Origin of the sequence: Klebsiella sp. 141161 (assembly GCF_050600815.1) — a bacterium.
Lineage (GTDB): Bacteria > Pseudomonadota > Gammaproteobacteria > Enterobacterales > Enterobacteriaceae > Klebsiella > Klebsiella aerogenes.
Map to the genome: position 1 here is coordinate 1 of NZ_JAQIRN010000014.1, position 23,025 is coordinate 23,025.

Here is a 23,025-nt window from a genome sequence, read left to right on the forward strand (position 1 = left end):
ATCAAAATGGTTGTTACCCTGATCCACCCGATCGCGATGGACGACGGTCTGCGTTTCGCAATCCGTGAAGGCGGCCGTACCGTTGGCGCGGGCGTGGTTGCTAAAGTTCTCGGCTAATCGCTGATAACATTTGACGCAATGCGCAATAAAAGGGCATCATTTGATGCCCTTTTTGCACGCTTTCACACCAGAACCTGGCTCATCAGTGATTTTTTTTGTCATAATCATTGCTGAGACAGGCTCTGAAGAGGGCGTAAAGTCCGAAACGCAGCAGAGCATTTCGGTTTGGTCGCCTCGCATTTAACGCGGGGCGAAGATGTTTGTCTGAATTCTTGTGACAGGTTGGTTTATGAGTGCGAATACCGAAGCTCAAGGGAGCGGGCGCGGCCTGGAAGCGTTGAAGTGGGTTATCGTTGCCGTGCTGCTGATCGTAGCCATCGTAGGCAACTTCCTTTATCGCGACATTATGCTGGCGATCCGTGCGCTGGCTGTTGTGATTCTTATCGCTGCTGCCGGTGGCGTCGCTCTGTTAACGACAAAAGGTAAGGCGACTGTCGCCTTCGCCCGCGAAGCGAGAACCGAAGTCCGCAAAGTGATCTGGCCGACCCGCCAGGAAACGCTGCACACCACGCTGATTGTTGCTGCCGTAACTGCAGTAATGTCACTGATCCTGTGGGGACTGGATGGTATTCTGGTTCGCCTGGTATCCTTTATCACTGGCCTGAGGTTCTGAGATGTCTGAAGCTCCTAAAAAGCGCTGGTACGTCGTTCAGGCGTTTTCCGGTTTTGAAGGTCGCGTAGCTACGTCGCTGCGTGAACATATCAAATTACACAACATGGAAGAGTTGTTTGGCGAAGTCATGGTTCCGACCGAAGAAGTGGTTGAAATCCGTGGCGGCCAGCGTCGCAAAAGCGAACGCAAATTCTTCCCAGGCTACGTTCTGGTTCAGATGGTCATGAACGACGCGAGCTGGCACCTGGTGCGCAGCGTCCCGCGTGTGATGGGCTTCATCGGCGGTACTTCCGACCGTCCGGCGCCGATCAGCGACAAAGAAGTCGATGCCATCATGAACCGTCTGCAGCAGGTTGGCGATAAGCCGCGTCCGAAAACGCTGTTTGAGCCGGGCGAAATGGTTCGCGTCAACGATGGTCCGTTTGCTGACTTTAACGGCGTTGTTGAAGAAGTGGACTACGAGAAGTCTCGCCTGAAAGTTTCCGTTTCTATCTTCGGTCGTGCGACTCCGGTAGAACTGGACTTCGGTCAGGTTGAGAAGGCGTAAGCCGGCGATCAAAAAAGCAGCGATTTAATCGTTGCATAGGGCGCGAAATTGGCATACAATTTCGCGCCTTTTGTTTTTATGGGCCTGGCCCGTAAAACGATGTTTAATCACGGGGAGCTTCTCTGAAGCGTTAATACCCAATTTGAGGATTTAAGAATGGCTAAGAAAGTACAAGCCTACGTCAAGCTGCAGGTTGCAGCTGGTATGGCAAACCCGAGTCCGCCGGTTGGTCCAGCACTGGGTCAGCAGGGCGTTAACATCATGGAATTCTGCAAAGCGTTCAACGCAAAAACTGAATCCATGGAAAAAGGTCTGCCAATCCCGGTTGTTATCACCGTTTACGCTGACCGTTCTTTCACTTTCGTTACCAAAACTCCGCCGGCAGCAGTTCTGCTGAAAAAAGCGGCTGGTATCAAGTCCGGCTCCGGTAAGCCGAACAAAGAGAAAGTTGGTAAAATTTCCCGCGCTCAGCTGCAGGAAATCGCGCAGACCAAAGCTGCCGACATGACTGGTGCCGACATTGAAGCGATGACTCGCTCCATCGAAGGTACTGCACGTTCCATGGGCCTGGTAGTGGAGGACTAAGAAATGGCTAAACTGACCAAGCGCATGTCCGTGATTCGTGAGAAAGTTGATGCAACTAAACAGTATGACATCAACGAAGCCATCTCTCTGCTGAAAGAACTGGCGACCGCTAAGTTCGTTGAAAGCGTTGACGTTGCTGTAAACCTGGGCATCGATGCTCGTAAATCTGACCAGAACGTACGTGGTGCAACTGTACTGCCGCACGGTACTGGCCGTTCTGTTCGCGTTGCCGTATTTGCACAGGGCCCGAACGCTGAAGCTGCTAAAGCTGCAGGCGCCGAGCTGGTAGGTATGGAAGATCTGGCTGACCAGATCAAGAAAGGCGAAATGAACTTTGACGTTGTTATTGCTTCCCCGGATGCAATGCGCGTTGTTGGCCAGCTGGGCCAGGTTCTGGGCCCGCGCGGCCTGATGCCAAACCCGAAAGTTGGTACCGTAACTCCTAACGTTGCTGAAGCGGTTAAGAACGCTAAAGCTGGTCAGGTTCGTTATCGTAACGACAAAAACGGCATCATCCACACCACCATCGGTAAAGTGGACTTTGACGCTGACAAACTGAAAGAAAACCTGGAAGCTCTGCTGGTTGCGCTGAAAAAAGCAAAACCGACTCAGGCTAAAGGCGTGTACATCAAGAAAGTTAGCATCTCCACCACCATGGGTGCAGGTGTTGCAGTAGATCAGGCTGGCCTGAACGCTTCTGCAAACTAATGCCTTTACGTGGGCGGTGATTTTGTCTACAATCTTACCCCCACGTTTGCTAACGAAAGTTAGCGGCTAACAGATTTGTTCGTTGGAGCCTGGCCTATCCAGGCCTCCGTCGAAGACCGCAGGTGTTTCGTAAGAAACTTAATCCCCTGCGTAGACGGTGACAGAACGCTAAGATTATTTTTTGGATACTCTGGCTTGTTTCTGCTCACCGTATTAAGACGCTCTATTCGTTGAATAGAGTGAAGTGAGTTCCAGAGCATAAGCTCTGGCAAACATCCAGGAGCAAAGCTAATGGCTTTAAATCTTCAAGACAAACAAGCGATTGTTGCTGAAGTCAGCGAAGTAGCCAAAGGCGCGCTGTCTGCAGTAGTTGCGGATTCCCGTGGCGTAACTGTAGATAAAATGACTGAACTGCGTAAAGCAGGTCGTGAAGCTGGCGTTTACATGCGTGTTGTTCGTAACACCCTGCTGCGCCGCGTCGTTGAAGGTACTCCGTTCGAGTGCCTGAAAGACACGTTTGTTGGTCCGACCCTGATTGCATACTCTATGGAACACCCGGGCGCTGCTGCTCGTCTGTTCAAAGAGTTCGCGAAAGCGAATGCAAAATTTGAGGTCAAAGCCGCTGCCTTTGAAGGTGAGCTGATCCCGGCGTCGCAAATCGACCGCCTGGCAACTCTGCCGACCTACGAAGAAGCAATTGCACGCCTGATGGCAACCATGAAAGAAGCTTCGGCTGGCAAACTGGTTCGTACTCTGGCTGCTGTACGCGATGCGAAAGAAGCTGCTTAATCGCAGTTATCTTTGTAAAGCACTCGCTTACGTATAAACTTATTCTGATATTCAGGAACAATTTAAATGTCTATCACTAAAGATCAAATCATTGAAGCAGTATCCGCTATGTCCGTAATGGACGTTGTTGAGCTGATCTCTGCAATGGAAGAAAAATTCGGTGTTTCCGCTGCTGCTGCTGTAGCTGTAGCTGCTGGCCCGGCTGAAGCTGCTGAAGAAAAAACTGAATTCGACGTAATTCTGAAAGCTGCTGGCGCTAACAAAGTTGCTGTTATCAAAGCAGTACGTGGCGCGACTGGCCTGGGTCTGAAAGAAGCTAAAGACCTGGTAGAAGCTGCACCGGCTGCACTGAAAGAAGGCATCAGCAAAGACGACGCTGAAGCTCTGAAAAAATCTCTGGAAGAAGCTGGCGCTGAAGTTGAAGTTAAATAAGCCAACCCTTCCGGTTGCAGCCTGAGAAATTAGGCTGAGGCTGGTGACTTTTTAGTCACCAGCCTTTTTGCGCTGTAAGGCGCCAGTAGCATTTCACACTGTTTGACTGCTGGTTTGCCTCACAATGCTTGTTTCTATCGACGACTTAATATACTGCGACAGGTTAGGGTTCCTGGGCTGTGTAAATCGCAATGAAATGGTTTAAGCGTGATAGCAACAGGCATTGCGGAAAGTGTTCCATTTTCCGGTCAACAAAATAGTGTTGCATAAAAAACTGCCCTTTCCGGGCAGATGGGTCGACTTGTCAGCGAGCTGAGGAACCCTATGGTTTACTCCTATACCGAGAAAAAACGTATTCGTAAGGATTTTGGTAAACGTCCACAAGTTCTGGATGTGCCTTATCTCCTTTCTATCCAGCTTGACTCGTTCCAGAAGTTTATCGAGCAAGATCCTGAAGGGCAGTATGGTCTGGAAGCAGCCTTCCGTTCCGTATTCCCGATTCAGAGCTACAGCGGTAATTCAGAGCTGCAATACGTCAGCTACCGTCTGGGCGAACCTGTTTTTGATGTTAAAGAATGTCAGATCCGTGGCGTGACGTATTCCGCACCGCTGCGCGTGAAACTGCGTCTGGTGATCTACGAGCGCGAAGCGCCGGAAGGCACCGTTAAAGACATTAAAGAACAAGAAGTCTACATGGGCGAAATCCCGCTCATGACCGACAATGGTACCTTCGTTATCAACGGTACCGAGCGTGTTATCGTTTCTCAGCTGCACCGTAGCCCGGGCGTCTTCTTTGACAGTGACAAAGGTAAGACTCACTCTTCCGGTAAGGTCCTGTATAACGCACGTATCATCCCTTACCGTGGTTCCTGGCTGGACTTCGAATTCGACCCGAAAGACAACCTGTTCGTTCGTATCGACCGTCGTCGTAAACTGCCTGCAACCATCATTCTGCGCGCGCTGAATTACACCACTGAGCAGATCCTTGACCTGTTCTTCGAGAAAGTGGTCTTTGAAATTCGCGACAACAAGCTGCAGATGGAGCTGGTACCGGAGCGTCTGCGCGGTGAAACCGCCTCCTTCGATATCGAAGCCAACGGTAAAGTGTACGTTGAGAAAGGCCGTCGTATTACCGCGCGCCATATTCGCCAACTGGAAAAAGACGATATCAAACATATCGAAGTTCCGGTTGAGTACATCGCGGGCAAAGTTGCTTCTAAAGACTACATCGACGAAGCGACTGGCGAACTGATCTGCCCGGCGAACATGGAGCTGAGCCTGGATCTGCTGGCTAAACTGAGCCAGTCCGGCCACAAGCGTATCGAAACGCTGTTCACCAACGATCTGGACCACGGTCCGTACATTTCTGAAACTGTACGCGTCGACCCAACCAACGATCGTCTGAGCGCGCTGGTAGAAATCTACCGCATGATGCGCCCGGGTGAGCCGCCGACTCGTGAAGCGGCTGAAAGCCTGTTTGAGAACCTGTTCTTCTCCGAAGACCGCTACGATCTGTCCGCGGTTGGTCGTATGAAGTTCAACCGTTCTCTGCTGCGCGACGAAATCGAAGGTTCCGGTATCCTGAGCAAAGACGACATCATCGAAGTGATGAAGAAGCTCATCGATATCCGTAACGGTAAAGGCGAAGTCGATGATATCGACCACCTCGGCAACCGTCGTATCCGTTCCGTTGGCGAAATGGCGGAAAACCAGTTCCGCGTTGGCCTGGTGCGTGTAGAGCGTGCGGTTAAAGAGCGTCTGTCTCTGGGCGATCTGGATACCCTGATGCCTCAGGATATGATCAACGCCAAGCCGATTTCCGCAGCAGTGAAAGAGTTCTTTGGTTCCAGCCAGCTGTCCCAGTTTATGGACCAGAACAACCCGCTGTCTGAGATTACGCACAAACGTCGTATCTCCGCACTCGGCCCAGGCGGTCTGACCCGTGAACGCGCAGGCTTCGAAGTTCGAGACGTACACCCGACTCACTACGGTCGCGTATGTCCAATCGAAACGCCTGAAGGTCCGAACATCGGTCTGATCAACTCCCTGTCCGTGTACGCACAGACTAACGAATACGGTTTCCTTGAGACCCCGTATCGTAAAGTGACCGACGGTGTTGTTACCGACGAAATTCATTACCTGTCTGCTATCGAAGAAGGTAACTACGTCATTGCTCAGGCGAACTCCAACCTGGATGACGAAGGCCACTTTGTTGAAGATCTGGTTACCTGCCGTAGTAAAGGCGAATCCAGCTTGTTCAGCCGCGACCAGGTTGACTACATGGACGTATCCACCCAGCAGGTGGTATCCGTCGGTGCGTCCCTGATCCCGTTCCTGGAACACGATGACGCCAACCGTGCATTGATGGGTGCGAACATGCAACGTCAGGCGGTTCCGACTCTGCGCGCTGATAAGCCGCTGGTTGGTACCGGTATGGAACGTGCTGTTGCCGTTGACTCCGGTGTTACTGCGGTAGCTAAACGTGGCGGTACCGTTCAGTACGTGGATGCTTCCCGTATCGTTATCAAAGTTAACGAAGACGAGATGTACCCGGGCGAAGCAGGTATCGACATCTATAACCTGACCAAGTACACCCGTTCTAACCAGAACACCTGCATCAACCAGATGCCTTGCGTGTCTCTGGGCGAACCAATTGAACGCGGCGACGTCTTGGCCGACGGCCCGTCCACCGACCTCGGTGAACTGGCGCTGGGTCAGAACATGCGCGTAGCGTTCATGCCGTGGAACGGCTACAACTTCGAAGACTCCATCCTCGTATCCGAGCGTGTTGTCCAGGAAGACCGTTTCACCACCATCCACATTCAGGAACTGGCATGCGTGTCCCGTGACACCAAGCTGGGGCCGGAAGAGATCACCGCTGACATCCCGAACGTGGGTGAAGCTGCGCTCTCTAAACTGGATGAATCCGGTATCGTTTATATCGGTGCGGAAGTGACCGGCGGCGACATTCTGGTTGGTAAGGTAACCCCGAAAGGTGAAACCCAGCTGACTCCGGAAGAGAAACTGCTGCGCGCGATCTTCGGTGAGAAAGCGTCTGACGTTAAAGACTCTTCTCTGCGCGTACCGAACGGTGTCTCTGGTACCGTTATCGACGTTCAGGTGTTTACCCGTGACGGCGTAGAAAAAGACAAGCGTGCTCTTGAGATCGAAGAGATGCAGCTGAAGCAGGCTAAAAAAGACCTGTCTGAAGAACTGCAGATCCTCGAAGCTGGTCTGTTCAGCCGTATCTACGCTGTGCTGGTTGCCGGTGGCGTTGAAGCTGACAAGCTCGACAAACTGCCGCGCGATCGCTGGCTGGAACTGGGCCTGACCGACGAAGAGAAACAAAATCAGCTGGAGCAACTGGCTGAGCAGTATGACGAACTGAAACACGAGTTCGAGAAAAAACTCGAAGCGAAACGCCGTAAAATCACCCAAGGCGACGATCTGGCACCGGGCGTGCTGAAGATTGTTAAGGTATACCTGGCCGTTAAACGTCGTATCCAGCCTGGTGATAAGATGGCAGGTCGTCACGGTAACAAGGGTGTTATCTCTAAGATCAACCCGATCGAAGATATGCCGCACGATGCTAACGGTACGCCGGTAGATATCGTACTAAACCCGCTGGGCGTACCGTCTCGTATGAACATCGGTCAGATCCTGGAAACTCACCTGGGTATGGCTGCCAAAGGTATCGGCGATAAGATCAACGCCATGCTGAAACAGCAGCAAGAAGTCGCGAAACTGCGCGAATTCATCCAGCGTGCTTACGATCTGGGCGCTGACGTTCGCCAGAAAGTTGACCTGAATACCTTCAGCGATGAAGAAGTTCTGCGTCTGGCTGAAAACCTGCGTAAAGGCATGCCGATCGCAACGCCGGTATTCGACGGTGCGAAAGAAGCTGAAATCAAAGAGCTGCTGCAGCTGGGCGACCTGCCGACTTCCGGTCAGATCACTCTGTTTGACGGCCGCACCGGTGAACAGTTCGAACGTCCGGTAACCGTGGGTTACATGTACATGCTGAAACTGAACCACCTGGTCGACGACAAAATGCACGCTCGTTCCACCGGTTCTTATAGCCTGGTTACTCAGCAGCCGCTGGGTGGTAAGGCGCAGTTCGGTGGTCAGCGCTTCGGTGAGATGGAAGTGTGGGCGCTGGAAGCATACGGCGCGGCCTACACCCTGCAGGAAATGCTCACCGTTAAGTCTGATGACGTGAACGGTCGTACCAAGATGTATAAAAACATCGTGGACGGCAACCACCAGATGGAACCGGGCATGCCGGAATCCTTCAACGTACTGTTGAAAGAAATCCGCTCGCTGGGCATCAACATCGAACTGGAAGACGAGTAACTCTCGCTCAAACAGGTCACTGGTGCCGGGGTAAAACCCGGCGCCAGATTGTGCTAACTCCGACGGGAGCAAATCCGTGAAAGACTTATTAAAGTTTCTGAAAGCGCAAACTAAAACCGAAGAGTTTGATGCGATCAAAATTGCTCTGGCATCGCCAGACATGATCCGTTCATGGTCTTTCGGTGAAGTTAAAAAGCCGGAAACCATTAACTACCGTACGTTCAAGCCAGAACGTGACGGTCTGTTCTGCGCTCGTATTTTCGGGCCAGTAAAAGACTATGAGTGCCTGTGCGGTAAGTACAAGCGCCTGAAACACCGTGGTGTTATCTGTGAGAAGTGCGGCGTTGAAGTGACCCAGACCAAAGTGCGTCGTGAGCGCATGGGCCACATCGAGCTGGCGTCTCCGACTGCCCACATCTGGTTCCTGAAGTCTCTGCCGTCCCGTATCGGTCTGCTGCTGGATATGCCGCTGCGTGATATCGAACGCGTACTGTACTTTGAATCTTATGTTGTTATCGAAGGTGGCATGACCAACCTCGAACGCAACCAGATTCTGACTGAAGAGCAGTACCTGGACGCGCTGGAAGAGTTCGGTGACGAATTCGACGCGAAGATGGGCGCCGAAGCTATTCAGGCCCTGCTGAAAAGCATGGACCTGGAGCAAGAGTGCGAGCAGCTGCGTGAAGAGCTGAACGAAACCAACTCCGAAACCAAGCGTAAAAAGCTGACCAAGCGCATTAAGCTGCTGGAAGCGTTCGTTCAATCTGGCAACAAGCCGGAGTGGATGATCCTGACCGTTCTGCCGGTTCTGCCGCCAGATCTGCGTCCGCTGGTTCCGCTGGATGGCGGTCGTTTTGCGACTTCTGACCTGAACGATCTGTATCGTCGCGTCATTAACCGTAACAACCGTCTGAAACGTCTGCTGGATCTGGCTGCGCCGGACATCATCGTACGCAACGAAAAACGTATGCTGCAGGAAGCGGTCGACGCCCTGCTGGATAACGGTCGTCGCGGTCGTGCGATCACCGGTTCCAACAAACGTCCTCTGAAATCTTTGGCCGATATGATCAAAGGTAAACAGGGTCGTTTCCGTCAGAACCTGCTCGGTAAGCGTGTTGACTACTCCGGTCGTTCTGTAATCACCGTAGGTCCATACCTGCGTCTGCATCAGTGCGGTCTGCCGAAGAAAATGGCGCTGGAGCTGTTCAAACCGTTCATCTACGGCAAGCTGGAACTGCGTGGCCTGGCCACCACCATCAAAGCCGCTAAGAAAATGGTTGAGCGCGAAGAAGCTGTCGTTTGGGATATCCTGGACGAAGTTATCCGCGAACACCCGGTACTGCTGAACCGTGCGCCAACACTGCACCGTTTGGGTATCCAGGCATTCGAACCGGTTCTGATCGAAGGTAAAGCTATTCAGCTGCACCCGCTGGTTTGTGCGGCATATAACGCCGACTTCGATGGTGACCAGATGGCTGTTCACGTACCGCTGACGCTGGAAGCCCAGCTGGAAGCGCGTGCGCTGATGATGTCTACCAACAACATCCTGTCCCCGGCGAACGGCGAACCAATCATCGTTCCGTCTCAGGACGTTGTACTGGGTCTGTACTACATGACCCGTGACTGTGTTAACGCCAAAGGCGAAGGCATGGTGCTGACTGGCCCGAAAGAAGCGGAGCGTATTTATCGCGCCGGTCTGGCCTCTCTGCATGCGCGCGTTAAAGTGCGTATCACCGAATACGAAAAAGACGACAATGGTGAGTTCGTCGCGAAGACCAGCCTGAAAGACACGACCATTGGCCGTGCCATTCTGTGGATGATCGTACCGAAAGGTCTGCCGTTCTCTATCGTGAACCAGGCGCTCGGTAAGAAAGCGATCTCCAAGATGCTGAACACCTGTTACCGTATTCTGGGTCTGAAACCGACCGTTATTTTTGCGGACCAGACGATGTACACCGGCTTTGCTTATGCAGCGCGTTCAGGTGCATCCGTTGGTATCGATGACATGGTCATCCCGGAGAAAAAATACGAAATCATCAGCGAAGCGGAAGCTGAAGTTGCTGAGATTCAGGAACAGTTCCAGTCTGGTCTGGTCACCGCGGGCGAACGCTACAACAAAGTTATCGATATCTGGGCTGCGGCGAACGATCGTGTATCCAAAGCGATGATGGATAACCTGCAAACCGAAACCGTTATTAACCGTGACGGTCAGGAAGAGCAGCAGGTTTCCTTCAACAGCATCTACATGATGGCCGACTCCGGTGCGCGTGGTTCTGCTGCACAGATTCGTCAGCTGGCTGGTATGCGTGGTCTGATGGCGAAGCCGGATGGCTCCATCATCGAAACGCCGATCACCGCGAACTTCCGTGAAGGTCTGAACGTACTCCAGTACTTCATCTCCACCCACGGTGCTCGTAAAGGTCTGGCGGATACCGCACTGAAGACAGCGAACTCCGGTTACCTGACTCGTCGTCTGGTTGACGTTGCGCAGGACCTGGTTGTCACTGAAGACGACTGCGGCACCCTGGAAGGCATCACCATGACGCCGGTTATCGAAGGTGGCGATGTTAAAGAGCCGCTGCGCGATCGCGTACTGGGTCGTGTGACTGCTGAAGACGTTCTGAAGCCGGGTACCGCGGACATTCTGGTTCCACGCAACACGCTGCTGCACGAGCACTGGTGTGATCTGCTGGAAGAGAACTCCGTTGACTCCGTCAAAGTTCGTTCCGTTGTATCCTGTGACACCGACTTTGGTGTATGTGCGCACTGCTACGGTCGTGACCTGGCGCGTGGCCACATCATCAACAAAGGTGAGGCTATCGGCGTTATCGCGGCACAGTCCATCGGTGAGCCGGGTACACAGCTGACGATGCGTACGTTCCACATCGGTGGTGCGGCATCTCGTGCGGCTGCTGAATCCAGCATCCAGGTGAAAAACAAAGGTAGCATCCGTCTGAGCAACGCGAAGTCGGTTGTGAACTCCAGCGGTAAACTGGTTATCACCTCTCGTAACACCGAACTGAAGCTGATCGACGAATTCGGTCGTACGAAAGAAAGCTATAAAGTGCCTTACGGCTCCGTTATGGCTAAAGGCGATGGCGAACAGGTTGCTGGCGGTGAAACCGTTGCAAACTGGGATCCGCATACCATGCCGGTTATCACCGAAGTGAGTGGTTTTGTCCGCTTCACTGACATGATCGACGGCCAGACCATTACTCGTCAGACCGACGAGCTGACCGGTCTGTCTTCGCTGGTGGTTCTGGATTCCGCAGAACGTACCTCCGGTGGTAAAGATCTGCGTCCGGCGCTGAAAATTGTTGATGCTCAGGGCAACGACGTTCTGATCCCAGGCACCGATATGCCTGCTCAGTACTTCCTGCCGGGTAAAGCGATTGTTCAGCTGGAAGATGGCGTACAGATCAGCTCTGGTGACACCCTGGCGCGTGTACCGCAGGAATCTGGCGGTACCAAGGACATCACCGGTGGTCTGCCGCGCGTTGCGGATCTGTTCGAAGCACGTCGTCCGAAAGAGCCGGCAATCCTGGCTGAAATCAGCGGCATCATTTCCTTCGGTAAAGAAACCAAAGGGAAACGTCGTCTGGTTATCACCCCGGTAGACGGTAGCGAACCGTACGAAGAGATGATCCCGAAATGGCGTCAGCTGAACGTGTTCGAAGGTGAACGTGTAGAACGTGGTGACGTGGTTTCCGACGGTCCGGAAGCGCCGCACGACATTCTGCGTCTTCGTGGCGTACACGCGGTAACGCGTTACATCACCAACGAAGTGCAGGACGTTTATCGTCTGCAAGGCGTTAAGATTAACGATAAGCACATTGAAGTTATCGTTCGTCAGATGCTGCGTAAAGCGACCATCGAAAGTGCTGGTAGCTCTGACTTCCTCGAAGGCGAGCAGGTTGAATACTCCCGCGTTAAGATCGCTAACCGCGAGCTTGAAGCGAATGGCAAAGTTGCGGCAACCTATTCCCGCGACCTGCTGGGTATCACCAAAGCGTCTCTGGCAACCGAGTCCTTCATCTCCGCGGCATCGTTCCAGGAGACCACTCGCGTGCTGACCGAAGCAGCCGTTGCGGGCAAACGCGACGAACTGCGCGGTCTGAAAGAGAACGTCATCGTGGGTCGTCTGATCCCGGCGGGTACCGGTTATGCGTACCACCAGGATCGTATGCGCCGTCGCGCAGCAGGCGAGCAGCCGGCTGCACCGCAGGTGAGCGTAGAAGAAGCGTCTGCCAACCTGGCAGAACTGCTGAACGCAGGCTTGGGCGGTTCTGACAACGATTAATCGTTGATTCGCTAAGCGCTTAAAAGCCAGTCAGGTTTCCTGACTGGCTTTTTTATTATCTGTCGATTTATTTCACCTAAACTGAATTACATTTATTTAATGTAATTGCCGCAATTAATTAGCAAATTAAACATTCTTGATAATTATCTATTTGCTATTTCTTTATGCCATCACTAATCGATGGATAAAAATTCTACATGTATCAAAAAATAAGCGCCGCAAACGCTATATAGTCAAAACACTCAAAGAATCATGTGATTACTTTCCCAGTCCTTTTCGGTTTACTGCAACTGAGGGGTTCGCTGCGCCTGTTAAAAGGCAATGGAGGAGGTGAGCAAAAATAAAAATAAAACGGAGAGTATTGTCGTTATTTAATGGATAGCTTCTGGGGGATGCATGGAATTTGCTATACAGCTCATCATTATCTTAATTTGTCTGTTCTACGGCGCGAAAAAGGGTGGTATTGCGCTCGGTCTTTTAGGCGGCATTGGCTTAGTTATCTTAGTTTTTGTCTTTCATCTTAAACCAGGAAAGCCACCGGTTGATGTCATGCTGGTCATTATCGCGGTGGTGGCCGCCTCGGCGACGCTACAGGCATCCGGCGGTTTAGACGTGATGCTGCAGATTGCCGAGAAGCTCCTGCGGCGCAATCCCAAATATGTTTCTATCGTCGCGCCATTCGTCACCTGTACGTTGACGATCCTGTGCGGTACCGGGCACGTGGTGTATACGATCCTGCCAATTATTTACGACGTGGCGATTAAAAATAATATTCGCCCGGAACGGCCGATGGCGGCGAGCTCGATTGGCGCCCAGATGGGGATCATTGCCAGCCCGGTTTCGGTGGCGGTGGTCTCGCTGGTGGCGATGCTCGGAAACTTTACCTTTAACGGTAAGCATCTTGAGTTTCTCGATCTACTGGCGATAACCATTCCGTCAACGCTGCTGGGGATCCTGGCGATTGGTATCTTCAGTTGGTTCCGCGGTAAGGACCTTGATAAAGACGAGACCTTCCAGGCGTTTATTGCGATACCGGAAAACCGTCATTATGTTTATGGCGATACGGCCACGCTATTGGATAAAAAGCTGCCGACCAGCAACTGGATTGCGATGTGGATCTTCCTTGCCTCAATTGCCGTGGTGGCGCTGTTGGGCGCGTTTTCCGAACTGCGTCCGGCGTTCGATGATAAGCCTCTCTCAATGGTACTGGTGATCCAGATGTTTATGCTGCTCTCCGGGGCGCTTATCATCATCATTACCAAAACTAACCCGGCATCGATTTCAAAAAATGAGGTTTTCCGCTCGGGGATGATCGCTATCGTCGCGGTATATGGTATCGCATGGATGGCGGAAACCATGTTCGGCGCGCACATGACCGAGATTAAAGGCGTGCTCGGAGAGATGGTGAAGGAGTACCCGTGGGCCTACGCTATCGTGCTGTTATTGGTATCGAAGTTCGTCAACTCCCAGGCGGCGGCGCTGGCGGCGATTGTTCCGGTAGCGCTGGCGATCGGCGTTGACCCGGCCTATATCGTCGCTTCCGCGCCCGCCTGCTACGGCTATTATATCCTGCCGACCTACCCAAGCGATCTGGCGGCGATTCAGTTTGACCGTTCAGGCACGACCCATATTGGCCGCTTCGTCATAAACCATAGCTTTATCCTGCCGGGATTAATTGGCGTGAGCGTTTCTTGCGTCTTTGGCTGGGTGTTCGCGGCGATGTACGGTTTTCTGTAAGTGAGACAGGCGCCGCTGGCGGCGCCTGATGATTCATCGGGATTATTGTGCGGGCGGCAGGCGGCGATACAGTTCGATCATATCGGTCGCTAAATCCTGAATCACCATCGCGTTCATCAGATGGTCCTGCGAGTGCACGGTAATCAGGTTCACCGGCAGCTTGCCGCTGCCTTCATCCAGGCCGATAAGCTGGGTCTGGATTTTATGCGCATGCTTCACAAACTCGTGTGAGTCTGCCATAGCCTGTTCGGCGGCGGCGAAATCGCCTTTACGCGCCTGCTGTAGGGCGGTGAGGGCAGAACTGCGCGCGGAGCCGGCGTTGACCAGCAGCTCCATGATAATCGTCTCTAAATCTTCCATGCCTTACTCCATCAGCTTCAGGGCTTTATCCAGAACGGCATCGCCTTTCATCATGCCGTAATCCATCATATCGATAACGGCGACCTTTTTACCGACCGGGTCGGCTAGCGCCTGTAATTTCGCCTGCTCATACTTCACCTGTGGGCCGAGCAGGATAATATCCGCCGCGGCCAGGTTATCCTTGAACTCCGCTACCGGCACGGCTTTGATCGAGACTTCGATGCCTTTCTTTTGCGCGGCGTCTTTCATGCGTTGCACCAGCATGCTGGTGGACATTCCTGCGGCACAGCATAAAACGATATTCTTCATAGTTTCATCGCCCTTATGTATGTTCCTTGATGCATCATCTTTATCGCGGGCGGCGGCGCGGCACAACCGCTTCACCATGATTGTGTGTAAAACATCACAAAAAATGAAACCGGTTTCAATTTTGCAGCGGCAGAGATAAAAAGGCCCGCAAAAGCGGGCTATCAGGGAGTTATGCTCAGGCGCGAACGATTCGGTTCTTGCCCTGCTGTTTGGCCTTATACAACGCTTCATCCACGCTAACGACCAGTTTTTCCAGCGGCTCCATATTCCATTCCCCGAGGCCGGCGCTAAAGGTGACGGTTAATCCTTCTTCGCGCCAGGTTCGGCTGGCAACGTTAAGACGCCAGCTCTCCAGAATGGTGAGCGCATTGTCGATATGTTCGGCAGGGAAGATGACGGCAAACTCTTCGCCGCCGTAGCGGTAAAGCGAGATCTCCTGCGGCTGCAGGATCTGTATCCCTTCACGCGCGACGTTGCGCAGCACGATGTCGCCATTGAGATGGCCCCAGGTATCGTTAATTGATTTAAAGTTATCGATATCGACCAACGCGAGGGCGAAAGGCTGGTGATCGTTCATCAGCGCGGCGATATCGCTGTCGAAGGCGCGACGGTTTTTGCAGCCGGTTAGCGCATCGATGGTGGCCTGGCGGACATAGGTGAGCTCGCGCTGCTTATTGCTCTCGATAGCCTTGCTGAGCATGGCTTCCAGCCGCGGCGCGCGTTTGACGTCGCCGGTCTTAATGGCGTTAATGATGTTCATCAGTACGGTACGCGAAGCGTGGCGCAGATACAGCCCGAACAGGACGATGACAATGGCGGCGAGGGCGAAACCCCAGGCGACAATATCGGTTTCATAGCGCGTCAGGTCGGCAAGGGTGGTATCGGTGACGCGGAAAATAACGAACCAGTCGGGGTTGGTAAAGGAATAGTAGTAGTACCAGGCCTTATGTTCCTCATCATAAAGTTGGCCTTCCGCGCTGGTCATTTTGTCCATCAGTTCCGCGCTAACGTAGGTTTTAAATAGCGCGCCGGTATCGGGATGGATCACCACTTTGCCGTCGCGTTGTACGACAAAAAACTCCCCCTGTACCGGCGAGACAATCTGCCGTAACGCGTAGCCCATCGAGGTCAGATCCATATGAAACGCCAGGCTACCTTTAAGCCTCCCCTGCGGCGAAATGACAGGCCGGTAGACGGTGACGGTAGGATGGTGGGTGAAGTAGTCAAGGTAAGGAGTAGTATAGAGACTGAATGTACTGGCTTCCGCCTGACGAATAAACCAGGGGCGCGTTTTCGGATCAAACGTGCGGCTCTCATCGCCTTCCATCACTTCGGGAGCGCGCAGATAATGGCCGAGAGTATCGGCAAGCGAAATGGAGGAGACTGTCGGCATCAGCTCCTGCAGACGCATCAAGTCGTCCAGACCCTTTTGCGGATTGACATTTACGGCGATATTGAGCGCATCGTCACGGGCAAAGTATTTCGTCGCGCGCGCCAGAATGTAGTCATTCTCGCGCAGCAGCGATTCGGTGTAGTTCACCGCAAGGTTATGGGTGAAGTTACGGTTAATATGATGATAATCTTCAAGAAAGTTTTTCTTTTGCGTCGCGGTAACAAAGATTGCAATCAGTAAAAAACTGAGCAAAATCCCCGCAAACCCCACTACGATTGGCGTAGTAAAAGAGAGCTTTCTGTTGTGGCGTGCCATAAGTTGTTAATCGTCCGGGATTTATAAACCGTGGGTTTAGACGCAGGTTAAGCCAGCATGCCTGCTTAGCGAATCAGGTAACTATCGCTAAATTATAACGCTGAGTGCGCTCAGCATCGTGATTAATATTCGATAACAATATGTTTGCGGCAGTGCGGACGGTAGAGGCAGGGCGAAGAGAGGAAAGAAAAATTCGCCCTGGTCAGCGTCCGCTGCTGACCAGGGCAGAATAGAAAAACGACGGGAGTTCGGCGAGCCTCCGTTTTTCATCTCTCGTGCAGGCACGCAAAATAATCAGCTGCTTGCAGCATGCTTTATGATGATTGCGAGGCGCGTCCCAGCCAGCTATCCCAGTCTTTCCATACCGGCTGCAGACCACGGGCGGTCAGCGCGCTGGCGACTTCTTCAGGGCGGCGATCGTCGTGTGGCGCAAATTGCTCAAGTTCCGGATGATCGTCGGCGTAGCCGCCGGGCTGGGTTTTGGAGAACGCGCTAACGTTGTTAATCGCCAGCGGGATCACCCGGTCGCGGAACCACGGTGATTCACGGGTCGATAGCGACAGCTCAACCTCCGGCGCCAGCAGGCGGAAAGCGCAAATCGTCTGCACCAGCTGACGTTCGTCCATTAATGAGGCTGGCGTAATGCCTCCGGCGCAAGGGCGTAAACGCGGGAAGGAGATAGAGTAGCGGCTGCGCCAGTAGCGCTGCTGTAGCCACAGCAGATGTTCGGCGACCATAAAGCAGTCCACCCGCCAGCTGTCGGAAAGACCAATGAGCGCGCCGAGGCCGATCTTGTCGATCCCCGCTTCGCCCAGCCGATCCGGCGTATCCAGACGCCAGAAGAAATCCTGCTTTTTACCTTTCAAGTGATGCTGGGCATACATGCCTTCATGGTAGGTCTCCTGATAGACCATCACCCCATCAAGCCCCAGCGTTTTTAGTTCGGCATACTCGTCGGTCGCCAGCGGCTGCACTTCCATATGCAGCGAGGCAAACTGGCGGCGGATGGATGGTAGATGCTGGCGGAAATAATCCATTCCAACCTTACTCTGATGTTCGCCGGTGACCAGTAACAAATGCTCAAAGCCTAAATCGCGGATTGCAGTGCATTCGCGGGCAATCTCTGCTGCATCCAGCGTCTTGCGCTTAATGCGATTACTCATTGAGAAGCCGCAGTAGGTACAGTCGTTGGCGCACAGGTTGGACAAATACAGCGGTACGTAAAAGCTGACGGTGTTGCCGAAGCGCTGGCGGGTGAGGCGCTGCGCGCGTTGGGCCAGCGGTTCAAGGTAATCGGCCGCGGCAGGAGAGAGCAGGGCCATCATATCATCGCGGGTGAGCTGCTTTGCCGCCAGCGCCCGTTCGACGTCGGCGGCGGTTTTGCTGTTGATGCGCAGGCGGATGTCATCCCACTCCAGCTGCCGCCAGCGATCGCTAAAAGTTTTCATGCCAGCGCCTCCAGAAAGCCGGTCAGCGGGCTGGTGGCCTGCGCCTGAGTACTGCGCGTTCCCGGTCCGGCCTGACGCGCCAGCAATCCGGCATCGACCGCCATGCGGAAGGCGCGAGCCATGGCGACAGGATCGTCGGCGACGGCAATGGCGGTGTTGACCAGTACCGCATCAGCGCCCATCTCCAGCGCCTGCGCCGCGTGGCTTGGCACGCCAATCCCGGCATCAACCACCACCGGTACCGTCGCCTGTTCGATAATAATCTCCAGCATGGCTTTGGTTTCCAGCCCTTGGTTGGAGCCTATCGGCGCGCCCAGCGGCATCACCGCCGCGCAGCCGACCTCTTCCAGCCGTTTGCACAGGACCGGGTCGGCGCCGCAATAGGGCAGGACGACAAACCCTTCGCGCACCAGCAGCTCCGCCGCCTTCAGGGTTTCAATGGGGTCAGGCAGCAGCCAGCGGGCGTCCGGGTGGATCTCCAGTTTCAGCCAGTGGGTGCCTAAGGCTTCCCGCGCCAGGCGGGCGGCAAAAACCGCTTCTTCCGCCGTCTTGGCGCCTGAGGTATTCGGCAGCAGGTTAACGCCCGCCGCCAGCAGCGGCGCGAGAATCGCGTCATTATGCTGGCGTAAATCGACGCGCTTCATCGCCAGCGTCACCAGCTGGCTTCCCGAGGCGCGAATCGCCTCGACCATCACCTCTGGGGCGGCGAATTTGCCGGTTCCGGTAAAAAGGTGGGATTCAAATGTCTTATCAGCAATACGTAACATATCAGCCTCCGGCGATAACCTGAAAAAGCAGGACCCGATCGCCTTCCTGCAAGAGATGATCTTCCCACCGTTCGCGTGGCAGGATGTGTTGATTGAGCGCCAGCGCAACGCCCGGCTGGAGCTGTTCCAGTTGACTGAGCAGGGCGCTTACGCTGAGGTTGTCCGCGCATTCCAACGGTTCGTCGTTAAACCAGATTTGCATCATGGCCTCCGCATACCGGGCAGCCCTGGGCCTTTTGCAGCGCAAGGTTGCGCCAGTTGCTGGTGCGGGCGTCAAACAGCCGTAGCGTGTTGCGTGGCGTCGCCATGCCGCTAAGGAGCTTTATGGCCTCCAGCGCCTGCAGCGTTCCCATCATGCCGACGACCGGACCGACGATCCCCGCAGTGCGGCAGTTACGTTGCGGTTCGGCGGTGTCCGGCCACAGGCAGCGGTAGCAGCCCTGCGCCCACGGCGGCGTCAGCACCATCAACTGGCCGCCGAAGCCGACGGCGCTGGCGGTTACCAGCGGCGTCTCAAGGGCTACGCAGGCGGCGTTAATCGCCTGGCGGGCGATCATGTTATCGGTACAGTCCAGCACCACGTCGGCTTTCGCCACTTCGGCGCGCAACGCCTCGCCGCTTAAGCGCTGCTGTAGCGCCACGAGGCGGATTTGCGGATTGAGTTGGTTGAGCCGCGTCTTTGCCGCCGTGGCTTTTGGCTGGTCAATATCGTCGCTGGTGAACAGAATTTGTCGCTGCAGGTTGCTGAGATGCACCGCGTCGTCATCGGCCAGGGTCAGCGTCCCGACGCCGGCCCCCGCCAGATATAGCGCTGCCGGCGAACCTAAGCCGCCCAGGCCGATAATCAGCGCCCGGCTGGCTAACAGTTTCTGCTGTCCCTCAATGGCGATATCTTCCAGCAATAGCTGGCGGCTGTAGCGCATGAAATCGTGATCATTCATCGCCTGCTCCCGCCAGTGCTAACAGTTGTGCAGTGGCAGCCCGCCAGTCTGCTGCCTGGGTAATGGCGCTGACTACCGCGATGCTGCCAACGCCGGTCGCCAGTACGCCCGGCGCTTTTTCCAGACTGATTCCGCCGATCGCTACCGTCGGATAATCGGCCAGACGATGAATATGCCCGGCAAGCTGTTCGAGGCCCTGCGGCGCCGAAGGCATCTGTTTGGTTTGTGTCGGGAAGACGTGGCCCAGCGCGATGTAGGAAGGGCGCGCCGCCAGCGCGACGTCAATTTCCATGTCGTCGTGGGTGGAGACGCCAAGGCGCAGTCCGGCTTTACGGATGGCGCTCAGGTCGGTGGTTTCCAGGTCCTCTTGTCCCAGATGTACTCCGTACGCCTGGTGCTTAATCGCCAGTTGCCAGTAATCATTGATAAACAGTCGCGCGTGATAGCGGCGGCCAAGCGCGATGGCGGCGATGACGTCATCCTCCACATCGCTGTCGCGCTGGTCCTTGATCCGCAACTGAATGGTGCGCACGCCGGCTTCCAGCAGGCGCTCAATCCATGTCACGCTATCGACAACCGGATAAAGCCCGAGACGAAACGGTACGGGCGGAAAGTCAGGCTGGTACATCAGGCATTTTCCTTTTTCAGGTAGATTTCACCGCCGCGGGCGCGGAAGTTATTCGACATATCAGCCATGCCGGCCTCGATACTTTGCTTCGCGGCGTAGTCGCGGACCTCCTGGGTGATTTTCATCGAACAGAATTTCGGCCCGCACATGGAGCAGAAGTGGGCGACTTTGCCGGATTCCTGCGGCAGGGTTTCATCGTGATAGGCCCGCGCGGTAAAGGGATCGAGCGCGAGGTTGAACTGGTCTTCCCAGCGGAATTCGAAACGCGCTTTGGACATCGCGTTGTCGCGGATCTGCGCCCCGGGGTGGCCTTTAGCGAGGTCGGCAGCGTGGGCGGCGATTTTATAGGTAATCAGCCCCTGTTTTACATCCTCTTTGTTGGGCAAGCCGAGATGTTCTTTTGGCGTGACGTAGCACAGCATGGCGCAGCCAAACCAGCCAATCATTGCCGCGCCGATACCGGAAGTGAAATGATCATAGCCCGGCGCGATGTCGGTGGTGAGCGGCCCCAGCGTGTAGAACGGCGCTTCGTGGCAGTGCTCCAGTTCTTCGGTCATATTGCGGCGAATCATCTGCATCGGCACGTGGCCGGGGCCTTCAATCATCACCTGAACGTCATACTCCCAGGCGATTTTAGTCAGCTCGCCCAGCGTATGCAGCTCGGCGAACTGCGCCTCGTCGTTGGCATCCTGAATCGAGCCGGGGCGCAGACCATCGCCGAGGGACAGCGACACGTCATAGGCGGCGCAGATTTCACAGATTTCGCGGAAGTGCTGGTAGAGGAAGTTTTCCTGATGATGCGACAGGCACCACTTGGCCATGATCGAACCGCCGCGCGAGACGATACCGGTCAGCCGCTTCGCGGTCATCGGCACGTAACGCAGCAGCACCCCGGCATGAATCGTGAAGTAGTCGACGCCCTGTTCGGCCTGTTCCAGCAGGGTATCGCGGAAGGCTTCCCAAGTCAGGTTCTCGGCAATGCCGTTGACCTTCTCCAACGCCTGGTAAATCGGGACGGTACCAATCGGCACCGGGCTGTTGCGCAGGATCCATTCGCGGGTCTCGTGGATATAGCGGCCGGTGGAGAGGTCCATTACCGTGTCGGCGCCCCAGCGGGTTGACCAGACCAGCTTCTCGACCTCTTCTTCGATGGAAGAGGTCACCGCCGAGTTGCCGATATTGGCATTCACTTTCACCAGGAAGTTGCGGCCGATAATCATCGGCTCAGATTCCGGGTGATTGATATTGGCCGGGATGATGGCCCGCCCGGCAGCGACTTCATCGCGGACGAATTCGGCGGTAATGTTGTCCGGCAGGCGGGCGCCAAAGCCTTCTCCGGCATGCTGCTGGCGCAGCGCCTCGCTGCGGATACGCTCGCGGCCCATGTTTTCGCGAATGGCGATGAATGCCATCTCCGGGGTGACGATCCCCTGACGGGCGTAGTGTAGTTGCGTCACGCATTTGCCAGCGACGGCGCGTTTAGGGGTCAGCAGGCCGCCGAAGCGCAGTTCATCAAGGCCATCGTCGGCCAGCCGCGCTTTAGTGTAAGCCGAGCTGCGTTCGCTAAGCGGCGCGCAGTCGTTACGCGCGTCGATCCACGGTTGGCGTAGTTTGGCCAGCCCCTGGCGGACATCGATGTTGATCTCCGGGTCGCCATAAGGTCCGGAGGTGTCATACACCGGTATCGGTTCGTTGGCTTCGTACTGGGGGTTATCGTTATCACCGCCGATGAGCGTCGGGCTGAGCTGAATTTCACGCATTGGGACGCGGATATCGGCCTGTGAGCCTTGAATGTAGATGCGGCGAGAATTAGGAAAAGCGGTACCTTCCAGCGTATCAATAAATCGCTGCGCGTGTTCGCGTTGTTCCCGGCGGGTCAGTTTGGTAGTAGACATAGCGCATTCCAGTTACAAAAAAGGAGATGGCTTGTCAGACGACGGATGGAGTAACAGATGCGACCAGCCCGTAACGGGCAGGTGCGACCAGCAGTTTACTCTTGTTCCCTTCGCAGGTATTAGCCTGATCAGGTTCCGCGGATCCCGAATAAACGGTCTCAGCCTTTTCCACTTTAGTTTTCGTGTGGAAAATAGGCACTCCGACAAGATGAAATCCCTCCGCAGAGGGATAATGTATGTAAATTACTCGTTAACGGTTCACAACTCAAGCGGTCGGCGCGATATTGTCGCCAACGTTGTCTTTCCGATCGTGAGCGACGACCAGCGCCAGCAGCTTGTCCTCAAGCGCGAAGCGCGCCTCCAGCGATTCGCCGATATCTGACAGCGCCTGCTGAAATTCGAGATAGTTATCATGATCGATGGCGTTTTCGAGGCAGGTATCGTAGTAGTCCATCATCTGCTGGGTATTGGCTTCCAGCTGCGGGTAGATTTTGGTGGCGGCTAAAAGAGGGGTACTCCCTTCCATTTCTCCGATAATACGTTCATAAATATTAAAATGACCGGATGAGAGGTAATCCACCAGGCTTTGGCAAAAGTCATCCAGCGCCTTTTCATTAAGCCGCATAAAGGACTCTTTGCCGGGTTTCAGGCCAACCAGGTTGTAGTAAGCCACGAGCAAATGCTTACGCACAAGCAGCCAGCGATCGACCAGTTTGTTATTGCCTCCAACACGTTCCGTCAGGTTTTCCAGCTGGTTTAACATGATTGACTCCGCAAGATTAAAA

The 23,025-nt window shown here is 54.5% G+C and carries 20 protein-coding genes and 1 riboswitch; of the genes, 10 read left to right on the plus strand and 10 right to left on the minus strand.

What is annotated here, in order from left to right:
* From PGR79_RS23285 to PGR79_RS23330, 10 genes are all read left to right on the plus strand, one after another.
* A partial coding sequence (locus PGR79_RS23285; protein ID WP_000531011.1) for an elongation factor Tu occupies window positions 1–117 on the plus strand: 117 nt, incomplete at its 5' end.
* Between the two features lie 232 nt (window positions 118–349).
* Entirely contained in the window at window positions 350–733 is a 384-nt protein-coding gene (secE, locus tag PGR79_RS23290; protein WP_015368827.1) for a preprotein translocase subunit SecE, read from the plus strand.
* A gap of 1 nt (window position 734) precedes the next feature.
* Window positions 735–1,280 carry a transcription termination/antitermination protein NusG gene (gene nusG, locus PGR79_RS23295; protein WP_007665882.1) on the plus strand — a complete coding sequence of 182 codons (546 nt, stop codon included), beginning with the start codon at window positions 735–737 and terminating at the stop codon, window positions 1,278–1,280.
* A gap of 156 nt (window positions 1,281–1,436) precedes the next feature.
* Window positions 1,437–1,865 carry a 50S ribosomal protein L11 gene (gene rplK / locus PGR79_RS23300; protein WP_020079906.1) on the plus strand — a complete coding sequence of 143 codons (429 nt, stop codon included), beginning with the start codon at window positions 1,437–1,439 and terminating at the stop codon, window positions 1,863–1,865.
* Window positions 1,866–1,868: 3 nt separating this feature from the next.
* Window positions 1,869–2,573 (plus strand): 50S ribosomal protein L1, encoded by a 705-nt coding sequence (gene rplA / locus PGR79_RS23305; RefSeq protein ID WP_015368826.1) that lies wholly within the window; start codon window positions 1,869–1,871, stop codon window positions 2,571–2,573.
* Between the two features lie 291 nt (window positions 2,574–2,864).
* A complete protein-coding gene (gene rplJ, locus PGR79_RS23310; protein WP_004097644.1) occupies window positions 2,865–3,362 on the plus strand; it encodes a 50S ribosomal protein L10 in 498 nt (165 codons plus the stop codon).
* Between the two features lie 66 nt (window positions 3,363–3,428).
* Window positions 3,429–3,794, plus strand: coding sequence for a 50S ribosomal protein L7/L12 (gene rplL, locus PGR79_RS23315; protein ID WP_087859253.1), 366 nt, complete (start codon window positions 3,429–3,431; stop codon window positions 3,792–3,794).
* 324 nt (window positions 3,795–4,118) lie between these two features.
* The gene (rpoB, locus tag PGR79_RS23320; RefSeq protein WP_015704004.1) at window positions 4,119–8,147 is read left to right on the plus strand and encodes a DNA-directed RNA polymerase subunit beta; all 4,029 of its coding nucleotides are present in this window, start codon (window positions 4,119–4,121) and stop codon (window positions 8,145–8,147) included.
* 76 nt (window positions 8,148–8,223) lie between these two features.
* Complete coding sequence (rpoC, locus tag PGR79_RS23325; RefSeq protein ID WP_045397360.1) at window positions 8,224–12,447, plus strand: DNA-directed RNA polymerase subunit beta'; 4,224 nt, start codon at window positions 8,224–8,226, stop codon at window positions 12,445–12,447.
* A gap of 396 nt (window positions 12,448–12,843) precedes the next feature.
* The gene (locus PGR79_RS23330) at window positions 12,844–14,184 is read left to right on the plus strand and encodes an anaerobic C4-dicarboxylate transporter (protein WP_213795085.1); all 1,341 of its coding nucleotides are present in this window, start codon (window positions 12,844–12,846) and stop codon (window positions 14,182–14,184) included.
* Window positions 14,185–14,226: 42 nt separating this feature from the next.
* Here the strand turns inward: PGR79_RS23330 and PGR79_RS23335 are convergent, their stop codons facing one another.
* The 10 genes from PGR79_RS23335 to PGR79_RS23380 all read right to left on the minus strand — a co-directional run bounded on the left by PGR79_RS23335 (window position 14,227) and on the right by PGR79_RS23380 (window position 23,003).
* Window positions 14,227–14,544, minus strand: coding sequence for a PTS lactose/cellobiose transporter subunit IIA (locus PGR79_RS23335; protein ID WP_015704005.1), 318 nt, complete (start codon window positions 14,542–14,544; stop codon window positions 14,227–14,229).
* Between the two features lie 3 nt (window positions 14,545–14,547).
* Entirely contained in the window at window positions 14,548–14,853 is a 306-nt protein-coding gene (locus PGR79_RS23340) for a PTS sugar transporter subunit IIB (protein ID WP_045380683.1), read from the minus strand.
* Between the two features lie 175 nt (window positions 14,854–15,028).
* On the minus strand, window positions 15,029–16,561 hold the full coding sequence (locus PGR79_RS23345) for a sensor domain-containing diguanylate cyclase (protein ID WP_213795086.1): 1,533 nt from the start codon (window positions 16,559–16,561) through the stop codon (window positions 15,029–15,031).
* A 314-nt stretch (window positions 16,562–16,875) separates the two neighbouring features.
* The gene (gene thiH / locus PGR79_RS23350; protein ID WP_430915537.1) at window positions 16,876–18,009 is read right to left on the minus strand and encodes a 2-iminoacetate synthase ThiH; all 1,134 of its coding nucleotides are present in this window, start codon (window positions 18,007–18,009) and stop codon (window positions 16,876–16,878) included.
* Window positions 18,006–18,776: a thiazole synthase gene (gene thiG, locus PGR79_RS23355; RefSeq protein ID WP_087859255.1), complete on the minus strand. Its 771-nt coding sequence runs from the start codon at window positions 18,774–18,776 to the stop codon at window positions 18,006–18,008. The genes thiH and thiG overlap by 4 nt, the downstream gene beginning before the upstream one ends.
* Window position 18,777: 1 nt before the next feature.
* Complete coding sequence (thiS, locus tag PGR79_RS23360; RefSeq protein ID WP_087859256.1) at window positions 18,778–18,978, minus strand: sulfur carrier protein ThiS; 201 nt, start codon at window positions 18,976–18,978, stop codon at window positions 18,778–18,780.
* Complete coding sequence (locus PGR79_RS23365) at window positions 18,962–19,717, minus strand: HesA/MoeB/ThiF family protein (RefSeq protein WP_087859257.1); 756 nt, start codon at window positions 19,715–19,717, stop codon at window positions 18,962–18,964. The genes thiS and PGR79_RS23365 overlap by 17 nt, the downstream gene beginning before the upstream one ends.
* Window positions 19,710–20,345 (minus strand): thiamine phosphate synthase, encoded by a 636-nt coding sequence (thiE, locus tag PGR79_RS23370; protein WP_087859258.1) that lies wholly within the window; start codon window positions 20,343–20,345, stop codon window positions 19,710–19,712. Before thiE ends, PGR79_RS23365 begins: the two co-directional genes overlap by 8 nt.
* Window positions 20,345–22,240, minus strand: coding sequence for a phosphomethylpyrimidine synthase ThiC (gene thiC / locus PGR79_RS23375; protein ID WP_271032412.1), 1,896 nt, complete (start codon window positions 22,238–22,240; stop codon window positions 20,345–20,347). Before thiC ends, thiE begins: the two co-directional genes overlap by 1 nt.
* 88 nt (window positions 22,241–22,328) lie before the next feature.
* Window positions 22,329–22,453, minus strand: a riboswitch (TPP riboswitch).
* A 52-nt stretch (window positions 22,454–22,505) separates the two neighbouring features.
* The gene (locus PGR79_RS23380) at window positions 22,506–23,003 is read right to left on the minus strand and encodes an Rsd/AlgQ family anti-sigma factor (RefSeq protein ID WP_047067104.1); all 498 of its coding nucleotides are present in this window, start codon (window positions 23,001–23,003) and stop codon (window positions 22,506–22,508) included.
* Window positions 23,004–23,025 lie beyond the last annotated feature (22 nt).

Coding starts and splice junctions, on each gene's coding strand:
- rplL (WP_087859253.1), top strand. CDS start 3,429: ATGTCTATCACTAAAGATCAAATCATTGAAGCAGTATCCGCTATGTCC.
- thiE (WP_087859258.1), bottom strand. CDS start 20,345: ATGTACCAGCCTGACTTTCCGCCCGTACCGTTTCGTCTCGGGCTTTAT.
- thiH (WP_430915537.1), bottom strand. CDS start 18,009: ATGAAAACTTTTAGCGATCGCTGGCGGCAGCTGGAGTGGGATGACATC.
- PGR79_RS23380 (WP_047067104.1), bottom strand. CDS start 23,003: ATGTTAAACCAGCTGGAAAACCTGACGGAACGTGTTGGAGGCAATAAC.
- thiC (WP_271032412.1), bottom strand. CDS start 22,240: ATGTCTACTACCAAACTGACCCGCCGGGAACAACGCGAACACGCGCAG.
- PGR79_RS23345 (WP_213795086.1), bottom strand. CDS start 16,561: ATGGCACGCCACAACAGAAAGCTCTCTTTTACTACGCCAATCGTAGTG.
- rplJ (WP_004097644.1), top strand. CDS start 2,865: ATGGCTTTAAATCTTCAAGACAAACAAGCGATTGTTGCTGAAGTCAGC.
- nusG (WP_007665882.1), top strand. CDS start 735: ATGTCTGAAGCTCCTAAAAAGCGCTGGTACGTCGTTCAGGCGTTTTCC.
- PGR79_RS23340 (WP_045380683.1), bottom strand. CDS start 14,853: ATGAAGAATATCGTTTTATGCTGTGCCGCAGGAATGTCCACCAGCATG.
- rpoB (WP_015704004.1), top strand. CDS start 4,119: ATGGTTTACTCCTATACCGAGAAAAAACGTATTCGTAAGGATTTTGGT.
- secE (WP_015368827.1), top strand. CDS start 350: ATGAGTGCGAATACCGAAGCTCAAGGGAGCGGGCGCGGCCTGGAAGCG.
- thiS (WP_087859256.1), bottom strand. CDS start 18,978: ATGCAAATCTGGTTTAACGACGAACCGTTGGAATGCGCGGACAACCTC.
- rplA (WP_015368826.1), top strand. CDS start 1,869: ATGGCTAAACTGACCAAGCGCATGTCCGTGATTCGTGAGAAAGTTGAT.
- PGR79_RS23330 (WP_213795085.1), top strand. CDS start 12,844: ATGGAATTTGCTATACAGCTCATCATTATCTTAATTTGTCTGTTCTAC.
- rplK (WP_020079906.1), top strand. CDS start 1,437: ATGGCTAAGAAAGTACAAGCCTACGTCAAGCTGCAGGTTGCAGCTGGT.
- thiG (WP_087859255.1), bottom strand. CDS start 18,776: ATGTTACGTATTGCTGATAAGACATTTGAATCCCACCTTTTTACCGGA.
- PGR79_RS23365 (WP_087859257.1), bottom strand. CDS start 19,717: ATGAATGATCACGATTTCATGCGCTACAGCCGCCAGCTATTGCTGGAA.
- PGR79_RS23335 (WP_015704005.1), bottom strand. CDS start 14,544: ATGGAAGATTTAGAGACGATTATCATGGAGCTGCTGGTCAACGCCGGC.